14 protein-coding genes are annotated in these 17,192 nt (G+C 40.0%); 11 read left to right on the plus strand and 3 right to left on the minus strand.

Features of this window, described 5'->3' with window-relative positions:
- Positions 1-12 precede the first annotated feature (12 nt).
- The 8 genes from metK to truB all read left to right on the plus strand — a co-directional run bounded on the left by metK (position 13) and on the right by truB (position 9,084).
- Entirely contained in the window at positions 13-1,281 is a 1,269-nt protein-coding gene (metK, locus tag ACFIJ8_RS05820) for a methionine adenosyltransferase (RefSeq protein ID WP_273787797.1), read from the plus strand.
- Entirely contained in the window at positions 1,278-1,979 is a 702-nt protein-coding gene (locus tag ACFIJ8_RS05825; protein WP_273787796.1) for a tRNA (guanine(46)-N(7))-methyltransferase TrmB, read from the plus strand. The genes metK and ACFIJ8_RS05825 overlap by 4 nt, the downstream gene beginning before the upstream one ends.
- Positions 1,980-2,106: 127 nt before the next feature.
- A complete protein-coding gene (rimP, locus tag ACFIJ8_RS05830) occupies positions 2,107-2,757 on the plus strand; it encodes a ribosome maturation factor RimP (RefSeq protein WP_012754631.1) in 651 nt (216 codons plus the stop codon).
- A 47-nt stretch (positions 2,758-2,804) separates the two neighbouring features.
- A complete protein-coding gene (nusA, locus tag ACFIJ8_RS05835; protein ID WP_273787795.1) occupies positions 2,805-4,436 on the plus strand; it encodes a transcription termination factor NusA in 1,632 nt (543 codons plus the stop codon).
- Positions 4,437-5,072, plus strand: a complete 636-nt coding sequence (locus tag ACFIJ8_RS05840) for an RNA-binding protein (protein ID WP_012754629.1) — start codon at positions 4,437-4,439, stop codon at positions 5,070-5,072.
- Positions 5,069-7,588 (plus strand): translation initiation factor IF-2, encoded by a 2,520-nt coding sequence (infB, locus tag ACFIJ8_RS05845; protein ID WP_273787794.1) that lies wholly within the window; start codon positions 5,069-5,071, stop codon positions 7,586-7,588. Before ACFIJ8_RS05840 ends, infB begins: the two co-directional genes overlap by 4 nt.
- Positions 7,589-7,709: 121 nt before the next feature.
- On the plus strand, positions 7,710-8,117 hold the full coding sequence (rbfA, locus tag ACFIJ8_RS05850) for a 30S ribosome-binding factor RbfA (RefSeq protein WP_273787793.1): 408 nt from the start codon (positions 7,710-7,712) through the stop codon (positions 8,115-8,117).
- A gap of 4 nt (positions 8,118-8,121) precedes the next feature.
- A complete protein-coding gene (gene truB / locus ACFIJ8_RS05855) occupies positions 8,122-9,084 on the plus strand; it encodes a tRNA pseudouridine(55) synthase TruB (RefSeq protein WP_208439462.1) in 963 nt (320 codons plus the stop codon).
- 464 nt (positions 9,085-9,548) lie between these two features.
- On the opposite strand, the gene ACFIJ8_RS05860 is transcribed toward truB, so the two are convergent.
- Entirely contained in the window at positions 9,549-11,177 is a 1,629-nt protein-coding gene (locus ACFIJ8_RS05860) for an MFS transporter (protein ID WP_273787792.1), read from the minus strand.
- A 314-nt stretch (positions 11,178-11,491) separates the two neighbouring features.
- Here ACFIJ8_RS05860 and rpsO point away from each other — a divergent pair, with 314 nt between their 5' ends.
- The 3 genes from rpsO (at position 11,492) to ACFIJ8_RS05875 (ending at position 15,277) form a co-directional block, all read left to right on the plus strand.
- Complete coding sequence (gene rpsO / locus ACFIJ8_RS05865) at positions 11,492-11,761, plus strand: 30S ribosomal protein S15 (protein WP_005774142.1); 270 nt, start codon at positions 11,492-11,494, stop codon at positions 11,759-11,761.
- A 252-nt stretch (positions 11,762-12,013) separates the two neighbouring features.
- Entirely contained in the window at positions 12,014-14,209 is a 2,196-nt protein-coding gene (pnp, locus tag ACFIJ8_RS05870) for a polyribonucleotide nucleotidyltransferase (RefSeq protein WP_375639198.1), read from the plus strand.
- 72 nt (positions 14,210-14,281) lie between these two features.
- On the plus strand, positions 14,282-15,277 hold the full coding sequence (locus ACFIJ8_RS05875) for a class I SAM-dependent methyltransferase (protein WP_375628535.1): 996 nt from the start codon (positions 14,282-14,284) through the stop codon (positions 15,275-15,277).
- An 18-nt stretch (positions 15,278-15,295) separates the two neighbouring features.
- On the opposite strand, the gene hslU is transcribed toward ACFIJ8_RS05875, so the two are convergent.
- Positions 15,296-16,606, minus strand: coding sequence for an ATP-dependent protease ATPase subunit HslU (gene hslU, locus ACFIJ8_RS05880; protein ID WP_012754622.1), 1,311 nt, complete (start codon positions 16,604-16,606; stop codon positions 15,296-15,298).
- Entirely contained in the window at positions 16,607-17,188 is a 582-nt protein-coding gene (gene hslV, locus ACFIJ8_RS05885) for an ATP-dependent protease subunit HslV (RefSeq protein ID WP_012754621.1), read from the minus strand.
- Positions 17,189-17,192 lie beyond the last annotated feature (4 nt).

Below are 17,192 nucleotides of genomic sequence, written 5' to 3' on the forward strand. Positions count from 1 at the left end.
GAAGGAGTTCCTATGCCGCATCAAGATTATCTTTTTACGAGCGAATCGGTATCGGAAGGACATCCTGATAAAATTTGTGATCGTATTTCCGATGAAATCGTTGATATGATCTATAAAGAAGCTGAAAAGACTGGTACTGATCCATGGTTAATACGCGTTGCCTGTGAAACTCTCGTCAGTGTCAACCGTGTTGTTATCGCTGGTGAAGTGCGTGTTCCCGATACGCTATTAAAAAAAGATAAAAATAAAGAATTTATCTATGATGAAACTGGCTTTCCACTCATTAATCCTACGCGTTTTCGTACAGCAGCGCGCCGTGCTATTCGTACCATTGGCTATGAACAAGCAGGTTTTCATTGGAAAACTGTTAAAATTGATGTTCTTTTGCGCCCTCAATCAGCTGACATAGCAAGAGGGGTTGATAATGCTACGGACCGGCATGGTGAAGAAGGAGCAGGTGATCAAGGCATCATGTTTGGATATGCTTGCCGTGAAACACCTGATTTCATGCCTGCGCCGATTTATTATGCGCATAAAATTCTCAAACTTCTTGCCACAGCCCGTCATAAAGGAGAGGGAGAAGCTGGAAAATTAGGACCAGATGCTAAAAGCCAAATAACCATACGCTATAAAAATGGAAAACCGATAGAGGTCACATCCATTGTTCTTTCAACGCAGCACCTCGATGAAAGCTGGGATTCCAACAAGGTACGTACAGTGGTTGAACCTTACATTCGTCAAGCTTTACATGACATTCCCATTGCAGATCAATGCAGTTGGTATATTAACCCAACAGGAAAATTTGTCATTGGTGGTCCTCAAAGCGATGCCGGATTAACAGGACGCAAAATTATTGTGGATACTTATGGAGGTGCAGCACCCCATGGAGGCGGTGCTTTTTCAGGAAAAGATACAACAAAAGTTGATCGTTCTGCAGCCTATGCGGCACGCTATCTGGCTAAAAATATTGTTGCTGCTCATTTAGCAGAGCGATGCACCATTCAACTCTCTTATGCAATTGGTATTGCACAACCTTTATCTATTTATCTCAATCTTCACGGAACAGGAAAAGTCGATGAAAAAGTTATTGAAGCAGCCATTCGCAAAATAATGGACCTTTCACCTACCGGCATTCGAAAACATCTTGACCTCAATAAACCTATTTATGCGAAAACAGCTGCCTATGGTCATTTTGGGCGAAAACCAAAACACGATGGTTCGTTTTCATGGGAAAAAACTGATCTCGTGAAAACGCTTCAAACAATGATCCAAATCCCATGATTAAATATAATACACGCAAGAGTGAAGCATTTTTTGGACGCCGACAAGGAAAACAACTTCGAAACAGTCAGCTTACACGTATAAAAATGCTTCTCCCCAATTTAAATATTGATTTAAATGTCCCTCCTCCCTCAAACCTTACATCCTTATTTTCAAGCAAAGTAAGAGAAATTCGACTTGAAATCGGCTTTGGTGGAGGTGAACATTTACTTCATGAAATGGAATATTTTCCAAAAACCGGTTTTATCGGCGTCGAGCCCTTTATCAATGGCATGGCAAAAATATTGTTGTCTCTTGAACAGCATCAAAACTATCAAAATCATCTTCGCCTCTATAATGATGATGCTACACGCCTCCTTGATTGGCTCCCTGATAACTCGCTTGATGGAATAGACCTCTTTTATCCTGATCCTTGGCCGAAAAAGAAACACTGGAAACGACGTTTCATCAACACAAAAAATCTTAACCGTTTTGCTCGTGTTCTTAAAATAGGGAAAATTTTTCGCTTTGCTAGCGATATAGACAGTTATGTAAACTGGACTTTGTACCATTGTGCACAACATGATCACTTTGAATGGAAAGCAGAAAGCCCTCAAGACTGGAAACTCCCTTATCCACTATGGAAAGGAACCCGCTATGAAGCAAAAGCTTTACGCGAAGGACGGACGCCCGCCTATCTTACCTTTATCAAGAAATAAATGATCAAGCGCTTTTCTCATAAACAACTTGAAAAATTTTGAATTTAAGAGTATCAATAGCTAAATTCTTGGTCTTATGATGAAGGGTGGGCCGTTGGACCCGCTCTTTTTTAATATCATAAAACTGATGAAAATAACTTGGATAAAATGTATGAACGAAGCTGAAAAAATAAGCAATCTTGACGAACCACGCCTGTTTGAAGAAGATGGTATCGAAGCACAGGTTGCTGCTCTTGTCATACCACTACTTAAACCTTTAGGTTTTCGTTTGGTTCGTGTGAAACTTCTTGGTCAAAATGGTTTAACACTTCAAATTATGGTTGAACGTGCCGATGGTTCTATGACCGTAGAAGATTGTGAAACTGTTAGTCGAACTGTTTCCCCCCTTCTTGATGTACAAAATGTTATTGAACGCAAATATCATTTAGAAATCTCATCACCTGGAATTGATCGTCCATTGGTAAGAAAATCTGACTTTTTTCATTGGCAAGGGCATCTTGCAAAAATTGAAACCAAAATAACAATTGATGGGCGCCGAAAATTTCGCGGGACACTTACAAATATCACGCAAGATGGATTTATTTTAAACACTGATAAAGCTGCTTATGGAGAAGCCATGTATACCCCTATTTCCTTTTGTGATATCATAAATGCGCATTTAGTGCTTACCGATGAGCTTATTCGCGATGCATTGAAAAAAAATAAAGAGTTAAGTCAACAATTCATTGCTGAAGAGAAAGCTAACGACTCTATACAGACGCTCAATTTCAAAAAATAATATCACTGGGAAATACCCATCGTGTGGCACAAAGAAGGAGAAAATTGATGGCTACAAGCGCTAACAGGCTTGAGATTCTGCAAATTGCAGATGCTGTTGCACGTGAAAAGTCAATCGACCGTGAAATTGTCATTTCTGCGATGGCTGATGCTATTCAAAAAGCAGCACGTTCTCGTTATGGTCAAGAAACAAATATCCGTGCTGAAATCAATTCTAAAACAGGTGAAATTAAATTACAGCGCCTGCTTAAAATCGTTGATGTCGTTGAAGACTATACAACGGAAATTACTTTGTCTGATGCTCTTAAACATCAAGCAGAAGCAAAAATTGGTGATTTTTTTGCTGATCTTTTACCTCCTATGGATTTTGGACGTATCGCAGCACAATCTGCTAAACAGGTTATTGTACAAAAAGTACGCGACGCAGAACGTGATCAGCAATATGAAGAGTTCAAAAATAAAGTTGGTGAAATTATTTCTGGTACAGTTAAGCGGGTGGAATATGGTAATGTTATCGTTGATCTCGGGCGTGGTGAAGCTATTGTGCGCCGTGATGAATTAATTCCTCGTGAATCATTCCGCTATGGAGATCGTATTCGTGCTTTTGTCAATGATGTACACCGTGAAACGCGTGGTCCGCAAATTTTCCTTTCACGCACACATCCCCAATTTATGGTAAAACTTTTCACTATGGAAGTGCCAGAAATTTATGATGGTATTATAGAAATCAAATCTGTTGCTCGTGATCCAGGTTCACGGGCTAAAATCGCCGTTGTTTCACGCGATGGTTCCATTGATCCTGTTGGAGCATGCGTTGGAATGCGAGGAAGTCGTGTACAAGCTGTTGTTGCTGAATTACAAGGCGAAAAAATTGATATTATTCCTTGGTCGCCTGATGCGGCAACATTTGTCGTTAATGCACTGCAACCTGCTGAAGTTTCTAAAATCATCCTTGATGAAGATGCTGAACGGATTGAAGTTATTGTGCCAGATGATCAACTTAGCCTTGCTATTGGACGACGTGGACAAAATGTTCGCTTGGCTTCGCAACTAACAGGATGGAACATTGATATTTTAACGGAAAAGGAAGAATCTGAAAATCGTCAAAAAGAATTTACTGAACGGAGTAAATTGTTTATGGAAGCCTTAGAGGTTGACGAAATGATCGGGCAGGTTATGGCATCAGAGGGTTTTTCTTCCATTGAAGAAATCGCCTATATTGATCTTGAAGAAATCGCTTCTATTGATGGTTTTGACCATGATACCGCCGCTGAAATCCAAAGTCGTGCCCGAGAATATCTTGATCATCAAGAAAAAGAACTCGATGAAAAACGCAAAAAGCTCGGAGTTTCTGACGAATTGCGAACACTTCCTGGAATGACAAGTGCTATGTTGGTTGCTGTAGGTGAGGATGGTGTAAAAACAATAGAAGACTTTGCTGGCTATGCCGTTGATGATTTAGCTGGTTGGAGAGAACGCAAAGAAGGTCAAACACAGAGTTTTTCTGGTATTTTAACCCCTTTTGACATTACACGCGCGGATGCAGAAGCTATGGTTTTAGCCGCACGTGTACAAGCAGGCTGGATAGACCAAGCTGATCTTGTTACAGAAAATCCTGTAGAAGATGAAAATTCTGCAGAAAATGAAAAAACAGATGATTTGGATGTGGATACACTTTAAATGAATGAACGGACTTGCATTGTGACCAGAAAAAATGCTTCAGCACAAACGCTGATCCGTTTTGTTATTGGTCCCAATAATCAAATTGTTCCTGATCTTAAAGCGAATTTACCAGGGCGTGGCGTTTGGATTTCTGCCCATCATGCTGTTATTGAAAAAGCAATCAAACAGAAAGCTTTTCATAGAAATTTTAAAACAGATGTTGAGGTTGCACCAAATCTTGTGCATGTTGTTGATACGCTTTTACTAAAAGCCGCTCTTTCAAGCCTTTCCATGGCACGAAAAGCGGGAGCAATTGTTATGGGAGCAACAAAGGTTGATGCTGCTATCCGCTCTGGTAAAGTTATTCTTGTACTTCATGCTAAAGAAACAACAGAAGATGGGAAACGAAAAATTGCACAGGCCATCCATTCAATACAACAACAAACAAATCGGACTATAAAAACCATATCTTTATTTACAAGTGATGAAATGCGAGTGGCTTTTGGCTCTAATCCTGTAATGCATGCGGCCTTACTGGACACAAAAGCTGCTGAGGGATTTCTCAAAACGACATATAAATTGATCAGCTATCGTGACGACAAGCATAGTAAGCCTAGTGAGATGACGGCACAAGCCGTGAAGGAAATACAATGAGTGAAAATAACAACGACAAAACAACAGTCAAGAAGACACTAACTCTCAAGCGGTCTGTCTTGGAAACGAGCACGGTCAAACAAAATTTTAGCCATGGCCGTACGAAGGCTGTCGTTGTCGAAACCAAACGGCGTAAAATTACGCGACCTGATGAAAAAGCTGAAACCCCACAGCCCATTACAAAGCCACATGTGGCCCCCCAGCGCTCTAAGCCGCGTTTTGAGGGAAAAAAGCCTCAAGAATCTGTGACCAAAAGCAATCTTTCATCGACTGAAATGGAAGCGAGACTTCGCGCATTAGAAGAAGCACATATCCAAGAAAGAATAACGCGAGAACAAGCCGAAGAAGAAGCAAGACGCGCTAAAGAGCGTGAAGAAATTTTACAGCAAGAAATTAAAGAAAAAGAAATACATCTCCAACAAGAAGAAGAAATATCGCCAGTACAGGCTCCACCTGTTCCTCCTCTCATTGAACAGACAGATATTCCTATTGCGCCTAAAAACACAACTGTGGTTGAAAAACGCAAAATAGATGAAAATAAAGAGGAAGAACGGCATAGTCGACGTGCTAATCCTGCTAAATCAGAAATACGTGTACCAAAAGTTGTCAAAGGAGCTGATGAGCGGCGACGCGGAAAGCTAACTCTGAATAGTGCACTGGATGAAGAAGGAAGCGCACGTGGACGCTCAATGGCTGCAATGCGGCGTAGACAGGAAAAGTTTAAGCGTGCACAAAATCAAGAACCAAGAGAAAAAATTTCTCGCGAAGTTGTTCTTCCTGAAACGATTACCATTCAAGAGCTCGCACAACGTATGACTGAGCGTTCTGTTGATGTGATTAAATTCTTGATGAAACAAGGACAAATGATGAAACCTGGCGATGTTATTGATGCAGATGTTGCCGAACTCATCGCTGTTGAATTTGGCCATACTGTTAAACGTGTTTTAGAATCTGACGTAGAGGAAGGTATCTTTAATATAACAGATAATCCTCAAAACATGCAGCAGCGCCCTCCTGTTGTAACCATTATGGGCCATGTTGACCACGGAAAAACTTCTCTTTTGGATGCTATTCGTAAAGCAAATGTTGTTTCTGGCGAAGCGGGAGGTATTACGCAGCATATTGGTGCCTATCAAGTAGAACAAAACGGTCAAAAAATTACCTTTATTGATACACCAGGACATGCTGCATTTACGGCTATGCGTGCACGTGGAGCTCGTGTTACCGATATTGCTGTTCTCGTTGTAGCCGCTGATGATAGTGTTATGCCCCAAACGATTGAATCAATCAATCATGCGAAAGCCGCTGGTGTACCTATCATTGTTGCTATCAACAAAATTGATAAACCAGCTGCGAATGCACAAAAAGTGCGTACAGAACTTTTACAACATGAAGTGTTTGTTGAAACTATGGGCGGAGAAACTTTGGACGTTGAAGTTTCTGCTAAAACTGGTCAAAATCTTGATAAACTTCTCGAAGCTATCCTTCTTCAGGCTGAAATGCTTGATCTGAAAGCAGATTCTCAACGAACTGCAGAGGGCGTTATCATTGAAGCCAAATTGGATCGCGGACGTGGATCTGTTGCAACAGTTCTTGTTCAAAAAGGTACATTACACCCTTCTGATATTATAGTTGCCGGAAATGAATGGGGTCGTGTGCGTGCTTTGATTGATGACCATGGCCGCCATGTCAAAGAAGCCGTTCCCTCTACACCGATTGAAATTTTAGGCATGCAAGGAACGCCACAAGCCGGAGACCGTTTTGCTGTTGTCACACATGAAGCAAAAGCACGTGAAATTTCTGAATACCGTCAACGATTAGCACGTGATAAAGCTGTTGCGCGACAAACTGGTTCGCGTGGTTCTCTTGAGCAGATGATGACAAAATTGCAAACGACTGGTGTTAAGGAATTTTCTCTTATTATAAAAGGGGATGTGCAAGGATCAATTGAAGCAATCGCTTCAGCATTGGAAAAACTCGGAAATGATGAGGTTCGTGCGCGTATTGTACATTCTGGTGCAGGAGGAATTACCGAAAGTGATATTTCTCTTGCGGAAGCTTCTAACTCTGCTGTAATTGGCTTTAATGTTCGAGCTAATAAGCAAGCACGTGATTTTGCTAAAACACAAGGAATTGAAATTCGTTATTATAACATCATTTATGATCTTGTTGACGATATCAAGGCTGCCATGTCTGGATTACTCTCACCAGAACAGCGTGAAACTTTCCTTGGTAATGCTGAAATTCTAGAAGTCTTTAACATTACAAAAATTGGAAAAGTTGCAGGATGTCGTGTTACAGAAGGTAAAATAGAACGAGGAGCCGGTGTTCGCCTTATCCGCGATAATATCGTTGTTCACGAAGGAAAGCTGAAAACACTCAAGCGCTTTAAGGATGAAGTCAATGAAGTGCAAAGTGGTCAAGAATGTGGAATCGCCTTTGAAAATTATGAAGACATGCGCGCAGGAGACATCATTGAGATCTTCCGTATCGAACATATTAATCGCACATTATAAAATAATCCAATAACTTTACTCTGTTGTAAAATAAAGAAAGTTATTAGGTTTTATACACAATATCTCTTTTTCCTTATCTAAATGGTCAAAAAAGAGATCTTGTAGCAAGGATAAAACTTTGATGAAAAATGCAAAGCCATCACAACGGCAACTTAGAGTAGCAGAGCAAGTACGTCATGCAATAGCGCATATATTACAGCGTGATATTTTGCTTGATGATATCTTGAAAGATATTGTTATTTCTGTCTCTGAAGTACGCATGTCACCAGATTTAAAAATTGCTACTTGCTTTGTATCACCTCTCAGCACTCTTAAAAATGCTTCTCATACCGATGTTGTTGATACCCTCAATAAACATAGTCGTTTTCTCCGTGGAGAAATCAGTCATGCGTTGCGACAAATGAAATATATGCCTGAACTGCGTTTCCGACTTGATAATAGTTTTGATAATTTTTCAAAAATTGATGCCCTCCTTCGCTCGCCTGAAGTTGCTCGCGATCTTCACCATAGTGATAAAGATGAGGATTAAAGATATGGCACGGCAACACAAAAAAAAAGGGCGTCCTGTTTCTGGCTGGGTCATATTTGATAAACCAAAAGGAATGAAATCAACAGAAGCTGTCTCACAAATCAAATGGCTCTTTCATGCACAAAAGGCAGGACATGCAGGAACACTTGATCCTCTTGCTTCTGGTCTCCTTCCCATTGCATTGGGCGAAGCAACCAAAACCGTCCCTTACGTAATGCAAGGCAAAAAAACTTACCGTTTTCATATCGCTTGGGGAGAAGAGCGTTCAACAGATGATCTAGAGGGCGAAATCACGAAAACTTCTCTCAAACGTCCAACACAAGAAGAAATACTTGCTCTTCTTCCTCAATATACAGGTGTTATTTTGCAAACGCCTCCGCAATTTTCAGCAATAAAAATTGCCGGAAATCGTGCCTATGATTTAGCGCGTGAAGGGGAAGTTGTTGAAATTCCGCCCCGTGAAGTGGAAATAGAAACTTTCAAATTATTAGAAATGCCTACCAAAGAGCACTCTGTCTTTGAAATAACCTGCGGAAAAGGAACTTATGTGCGCTCTTTAGCGCGCGATATGGGACGTGATCTAGGTTGCTATGGGCATATTGCTGATTTAAGGCGTATTTCTGTCGCACCTTTTGATGAAGAAGATCTCATTACATGGGACGAACTAAAAGCGGCCGTTCCGCCAAATAAAAACACTACAGATGAAAATAATCGTTCTTTTGAAAAAAACTTCACAACACTCGATGAGCTCTTAATTGAAACAAGCGCTGCATTGGATTGCCTCCCTCACTATATCCTTAATGAAACTCAAGCACAGAGAATTATAAAGGGTCATTCTATCCTCTTAAGCCATCACAAAGTACCTCTTGACGAAGATGAGATTTTTGTCCTCTATAAAGAACAACTTCTTGCCATTGGCACCCTCGACAAAAGTTTATTTAAACCGAAGCGGATTTTCACAATTTAATCGATTCTTTTCCGCACCTACCTTTTGCGGAAAGATATTTTTCTCTATCAATTAAGAAAAATATGGTACTTTTCATTGTCTATGTTTACCATATTCATATCAAAATTTAAGTCAGTGCTATAAACTAACACCACCACACACTTTTTCCTCTTAATGTCGCAACAATCCTTGCGTTTGAAAGGATTCATAAGGGGCTTTTTATTTCTTATTCAATCGTTTTTTACTCACACTTTAACCCTCATTTGTAATGTGCAAACGAAGATTTAGACTGATTTACTCTAAATAGATTTGAAACGAGAAAAGCTTAAGATTTTTAGGACTATCACTCAACATGAAAAATGACAAATAATCATTATAAATCAATTTATTAACCATTTAAACAGCAATTTTTTGTTATGATTATGCTAACAAATCGATCGAAATAATATTAACGTATTTAATATTTTACAAAAACTGTTTTAACCCTAAGGGAGATGATCAGAGGAGGCTTTTAAAAGCATCTCATTGGCTTGGGGTATTGTTTGGCGTTCAATCATACGATGCACTCTTATGCCGTTAGGGGCACAATTTAAATGACGCAAACGCTTATTGACTTCTGCATCCGCTTTTGTACGACGATGATTATGGCGTAAATAATCTACCCATGTCGGCATATGATAAGCCTCTGTCCAATATTCTGGTCTTTCAAGATCTCGTAAAAGGACCCACTGACGCGCACCATCACGTAACCGGATATGGCGTCGACGCGTCATCACTTTGAGAAACTCTTCGAGATCATTTTCATGAATTTGATAATCAATCATTATCATGATCGGGCCACTTCTTGCTTTGAGGTCGAGTAATAGTTCCGGCTCTCTAAAATGATCAAGAGGATTTAAATCTATCTGAGGAATTTCTTGAATTCTAAATTTTACCCCCGCAAGAGCACCAAAAATCAAGAATAGAGAACAAATACTCAAAGCAATTGTTGGAGAATAACCATCAGCTAAGCCTCCCCAGATTGCACTTCCAATAGCCATCCCCCCATAAGACGCCGTTTGATAAAGTGCTAAAGAACGTGCAACAACCCAGCGTGGTGTAGAGAGTTGTACAGATGTATTAAACAATGATAATGCCAAAACCCAACATAAACCTGCAGGAAATAAAGCAATATGGCTTATAATTAGTGAACGGCTGATTCCCAATAAAAAGCAAGAAAAGGCGAAACCAATAAATGCACTTGCAATAATTGTTTCTGAACGAAAATGATGCCGTACAACTGCATTAATAATACCTGCTGTCATGGCTCCTAACCCAAAACAACCGAGCAATGTACCATAAAGAAGGGCACTTCCTCCAAGAACTTTATGCGCAACAATTGGCAAAAGTGCTAAAATAGAAATAGCTCCTATACCAAAAAGGAACGCTCGAACCATAATACTCAGGAGATTAGGTGACATCGCAACATAACGCAAACCATCTGAGACAGCTCCTAACAGCCTTTCTCGTGGCAATGAGTTTTTTTTATAATTCGACTTCCAGAAAAATAACGCACCGATAAGAGGAATATAGCTTATAGCATTAAACAAAAAAGCAGCAGATGCCCCCAAAGTTGCAATGATGGCACCGCCAATAGCAGGACCAACACTCCGCATCAAATTAAAGCCTACACTATTCAAACTAACAGCAGCAGGAATATTTTCCCTGCTCACAATATCTCCTATCGTTGCTTGCCAAGAAGGATTATAAAAAGCTGTGCCACATCCAATCAAAAACGTAAAACATAACAAAAGCCAAGGTGTTAGAAATCCCATATAGGCTAAAACAGATAAACTCATGGATATGACCATCATCATAATCTGCGCACACAACATAATTTGACGCCGATTAAAATTATCCGCTAATGCCCCTGCCATCAAAGAAAACATAACAAGTGGTAATGTTGTGGCACTTTGAACAAGCCCAACCATGGAATGCGAAGAACTAATCAACGCCATTAACCACCCTGCTCCAACAGCCTGTATCAGCCCCCCTAAATTAGAAATAAGAGTAGATGACCATAGATTTCGAAATACCGAATTACGAAAAAGTTTTAATGTTGAAATGCTCTGCATCTTTTTCCTCCAAATCGGTATTTATCATCTTTGTTAGCACACACACGCTCATAATCTTTGTATCAAAAGGATGCATAATTCTTTAAAAGACTTCTCATAAAACTCTATTTAAATCAATATTTCAAAACAAAAGCTTTTATTTAAAGAAAGACTTCAAAATGCTGTAAAGGACTAGTATTTTAACCTTCTTTCCTATATAAGGACGAAAATAGGTAAGAGTCTTTGACTCTTCTTGTTTCCTCACAGACCCTTGCTGAACGACATCTCGGCTATGGGTGACTTTATGTTTCTTCGTTTTTGGAAAGGATAATACGATGTCGATTACAGCTGAACGTAAACAAGCTCTTGTCGCAGAATACGCAAATAAAGTTGGTGATACAGGATCACCAGAAGTACAGATTGCTGTACTTTCTGAACGTATTTCTAATTTAACAAACCACTTTAAATCTCACAAAAAGGATAATCATTCTCGTCGTGGTCTTTTGAAGATGGTGTCTCAACGCCGGCGCCTTCTTGATTATCTTAAAGGAGTTGACCAAAATCGTTATCAGACACTTATCAAGAAGTTAGGTTTGCGTCGCTAAAAGAAAAATGGTGGTGGTGTTTAAAAAAAACCACTCATTTTTTCAACGTGTTGCTTTTAATTAAAAAATTTAAAAACTGACAAGTTATTATGGGATAGGACTGCTCATCATTTCGCATTTTAGGCAGTTTACTTCTCTCTTCTCGTAACAAAGATAAAAAGTATGTTGTCCACCCCAGAGCTTGGAAATATGCTACGCAAAACCAGAATGTGAGCAATCAAAGATTTAAACACTGGTCATTAAGGATAAAAAATGTTCAAAACGCACAAGATAGAAATTGAATGGGCTGGGCGTCCTCTCACCCTTGAAACAGGGAAAATAGCACGTCAAGCTGATGGTGCAGTGATTGCTACCTATGGAGAAACTATTGTCTTAGCAACCGTTGTATCAGCCAAAAGTCCAAAACCAGACCAGGATTTTTTTCCACTCACTGTTAATTATCAAGAAAAATCCTATGCTGTTGGTAGAATACCTGGGGGCTATTTAAAACGTGAAAGTCGACCAAGTGAAAATGAAACTTTGGTTTCACGTTTGATTGATCGCCCAATTCGTCCCCTTTTCGTTGAGGGATATAAAAATGATACGCAAGTGATTGTTTCCGTTATACAGCATGATCTCGAAAATAATCCCGATATCCTTGCAATGATTGCATCTTCTGCTGCATTGACCCTGTCAGGTGTTCCTTTCATGGGTCCTATAGCTGGTGCCCGCGTTGGCTATTGTAATGGACAATATGTTCTCAATCCTCATATTGATGAAATGCCTGAATCAAAACTTGATCTTGTTGTTGCTGGAACAGAAAGTGCTGTTTTGATGGTTGAATCAGAAGCACAAGAATTACCGGAAGATATCATGTTGGGTGCCGTGATGTTTGGTCACAAAGGCCTTCAACCTGTCCTTGATGCCATTATAAAGCTTGCTGAAGTTGCTGCAAAAGATCCTCGTGATTTTGTTCCTGAAGATCTTTCTGAACTTGAAAAAGCAATGCAGAAAATGGCAGAACAGGATATACGAAAGGCTTACACAATTACTGATAAGCAAGAACGTTATGCTGCAATTGATGCACTAAAGACAGAAATCCTCAATAAATTTATGCCCGAAACAGAAGAAGACTGTAAGTTTAGTACAGATCAAATTGCAACCGTATTTAAACAGTTGCAAGCAAAAATTGTTCGCGGGAATATTCTTGATACCCAAAAGCGGATTGATGGACGCAATCTTTCTACTGTGCGCCCTATCCAATCAGAAGTAAGTATTTTACCCCGCACACATGGATCAGCACTCTTTACCCGCGGAGAAACACAAGCTATTGTCGTTGCGACTCTCGGAACTGGTGAAGATGAACAATATGTTGATTCCTTAACGGGAATGTATAAGGAAACATTCCTTCTCCATTACAATTTCCCACCATTTTCAGTGGGTGAAACGGGACGCCTTGGTTCTCCTGGTCGTCGTGAAATTGGACATGGCAAATTGGCATGGCGAGCAATTCACCCCATGTTGCCAACGAAAGAATCTTTTCCTTATACTATTCGTGCTGTCTCAGAAATCACTGAATCCAATGGATCTTCTTCTATGGCAACGGTTTGTGGGACCTCACTTGCTCTCATGGATGCCGGCGTTCCTCTAGCACGCCCTGTTGCTGGTATTGCTATGGGCTTGATTAAAGAAGGAGAACGCTTTGCTGTTCTGTCTGATATTTTAGGGGATGAAGATCATCTTGGAGATATGGATTTTAAAGTTGCAGGAACAGAAAATGGTATTACTGCCTTGCAAATGGATATCAAAATTGATGGTATTACCGAAGAGATTATGAAAATCGCGCTTGAACAAGCCAAAGGTGGACGAATCCATATCCTCAATGAGATGGCGAAAGCTTTAACCAGTGCACGTGCTGAGCTGAGTGAATTTTCTCCACGAATCGAAGTTATGAATATTTCTGTCGATAAAATCCGTGATGTTATCGGCTCTGGTGGTAAAGTTATTCGGGAAATCGTGGAACAAACTGGAGCAAAAATTAATATTGAAGATGATGGTACCATTAAAATTGCTTCTGCTGATGCTAAAACCATTGAAGCAGCAAAACGCTGGATCCATTCTATTGTCGATGAGCCTGAAGTTGGTGCTGTCTACCAAGGAACAGTTGTAAAAACTGCAGAATTTGGTGCATTTATAAACTTCTTTGGTTCTCGTGATGGACTCGTTCATATCTCTCAGCTTGCATCAGAACGCGTCACCAAAACAACCGATATTGTGAAGGAAGGTGACAAAGTTTGGGTTAAATTAATGGGCTTTGATGAGCGTGGAAAAGTTCGGTTATCAATGAAGGTTGTTGATCAAAAAACCGGAAAGGAAATCACCGGTGATAAAGCGATGAATGAAGAAAAGTGCGTGGATGAAAAAAAACAACCTGAAAATAAGCGCCGCCGTAAGAAAAAAGAAGAGTAAGTTTTTCCTCTTATCGTATCATGAAATGCCATCCCAACATTGGAGTGGCATTTTTCTTTGAAAGAGTCATATGTGTTATTATTTTTGCCTTTTGAAAATCATGAACTCCCATATCCTGATCCAAACCAATGTTGGTTAAGTTTCGGTTTAACAGAAATCCCAGCTCCAGAATGGGCACAGAATTTAAAAGTTATTACGCCTTGGCGACCAGATTTTTTAAAATTTGTCGATACTCAATTTCACTGCTCTCCCCAAATAGATAAAACCTTCAGCTATGATGGTGCATTTTTACATTTGAGCAAATATCGTGGTTTTAACCAAAATTGTTTTCTTGATTTATTAGAATGCGTTAAACCCAATGGATGGATTGTAATCAGTGGGAATAAAACTGCTGGTGCTGCTTCAATGATGAAGTGGGTCAAAACGATTGTTCCCATCACCAACAAATTGTCTAAAAATCATGGTCTTGTATTTTGGTTGCAAGTTCCTCAACAAATTGAGAGACATAACGTTGCACAATTGCGCTCACCATCGCTCACTTTTGGTAAATTTCAAACCACTTCTGGTATGTTCTCACACGGACGTATTGATCCGGGATCCGCTGCACTTGCTTCTTATATGCCCAAAGTTATTTCTGGAAAAACGGCTGATTTTGGTGCTGGATGGGGCTATCTTTCTCACGTTGCGCTTGAAAGAAGTGAAAAACTCACCGCTCTCGACCTTTATGAAGCAGACTACAACGCTTTGAGAGCAGCAAAACAGCACCTTAAATCCATAACAGCTCCTTTTTCAATTCATTTTTATTGGCACGACCTTGTGCATGAACCTATCACAAATCTGTATGATACAATCATTTCAAACCCACCGTTTCACACGCAACAAACGACAGATATTTCATTAGGAAAAAATTTTATTATAAATGCTGCAAAGTGCCTAAAACCAGGCGGCAGCCTGCTTTTTGTTGCAAACCGCCACCTGCCTTATGAAACATTATTAAAAAATATTTTCCGCACAGTGTTGATACATGAACAAGCCCATGGTTTCAAAATTATCGAAGCGCGCAGATAAAGAAAACAAGCGATAACTCTAAAGAATAAAACGTGAAAGATCGATATCAGCAGCAAGCTCGCCAATAGATTTTCTCACATAAGCGGCATCAATTGTAAAGGATGTTCCAGCTTTATCAGGTGCCGTGAAAGAAATTTCATCCAAAACGCGCTCCATCACTGTTTGCAAACGACGTGCCCCTATATTTTCAATCCTTGCATTTAAATCTACAGCAATATCTGCTAAAGCATCAATTGCATCATCGGTAATTTCTAAATGAACCTCTTCTGTTGCCATAAGAGCAATATATTGTTTAATCAAACTAGCTTCTGGTTCCGTTAGAATGCGCCGTAAATCTTCTCTTGTTAAAGGGTTTAGCTCCACACGGATGGGCAAACGTCCTTGAAGTTCCGGTAATAAATCAGATGGCTTAGAAACATGAAATGCACCTGAGGCAATAAAAAGAATATGATCTGTTTTGATTTGCCCATATTTTGTACTAACCGTTGTTCCTTCAACCAAAGGCAAAAGATCACGTTGAACACCCTCACGCGAAACGGCAGCACTGGCTCCACCATCCCTAGTTGCAATTTTATCAATCTCGTCAATAAAAACAATCCCGTCATTTTCAGCAACACGAAGCGCTTCTTGAATAATTTGATCCTGATCAAGGAGTTTTTCAGATTCATCATCAATAAGCGGCTTAAAAGCATCCCTTACTGTCGTCTTACGAACTTTTGTACGACTGCCCATTTTACCCAAAATATCTGATAAATTCATAATACCCATTTGTGCCCCAGGCATACCAGGAATATCAAAGGTTGAAGCACTATTGCTATTATTATCGGCGACTTCAATTTCAATCTCTTTCTCATCCAATTCACCTTCACGCAATTTTTTGCGAAAACTATCACGGGTAGCGGGACTGGCTGTTTTACCAACAAGGGCATCTAAAACGCGCTCTTCAGCATTCACGTGAGCCTTTTCTTTTATTTCATCCCGTTTCTTTTCACGCACAAGAGAAATGGCAATTTCAACAAGATCTCGAATAATTTGCTCAACATCACGTCCCACATAACCAACTTCAGTAAATTTAGTCGCTTCTACTTTAACAAAGGGTGCTCCAGAAAGTTTTGCTAATCGACGTGCAATACCAGTTTTACCAACACCTGTTGGCCCTATCATTAAAATATTTTTTGGCATAACTTCTTCACGCATCGGCTCATCAAGCTGTTGTCTACGCCACCGATTGCGCAGTGCGATAGCTACAGAGCGTTTGGCATCGTTTTGGCCAATAATAAAACGATCAAGTTCAGAAACAGTCTCACGAGGGGAAAATACAACACACATTTAAATAGCTTTCTCTAAAGAAGATAATTCTGCATCCAATGTTTCAATCGTAAAATGATCATTGGTGTAAACACAAATTTTAGCGGCAATAGCCATAGCTTTACGAGCAATAGTTTCTGCATCCAAATCCAAGTCCATGAGTGCACGCGCTGCTGAAAGAGCAAAATTTCCTCCAGAGCCAATTGCCATAACCCCATCTTCTGGTTCTAAAACATCACCAAGCCCTGTTAGAGCCAAAGTTACTTTCTTATCAGCCACGAGCATCATTGCTTCGAGACGACGCAAATAGCGGTCTGTTCGCCAATCTTTTGCAAGTTCTACACATGCACGCATAAGCTGATCAGGATATTGCTCAAGCTTTGTTTCCAATCTTTCCAGTAATGTGAAAGCATCTGCCGTAGCACCTGCAAAACCAGCAATAACCACTCCGTTCTTTCCAAGACGACGCACTTTACGTGCATTACCTTTCATAATTGTCTGCCCAAGAGAGACCTGACCATCACCGGCCATCACGACTTTTCCACCTTTTCGTACCGTAATAATTGTTGTACCATACATTATGTCTGGCTTATGTTCTGTCATAAGG

Source organism: Bartonella sp. MF74HXZ, assembly GCF_042194445.1.
GTDB classification, from domain to species: Bacteria; Pseudomonadota; Alphaproteobacteria; order Rhizobiales; family Rhizobiaceae; genus Bartonella; species Bartonella grahamii.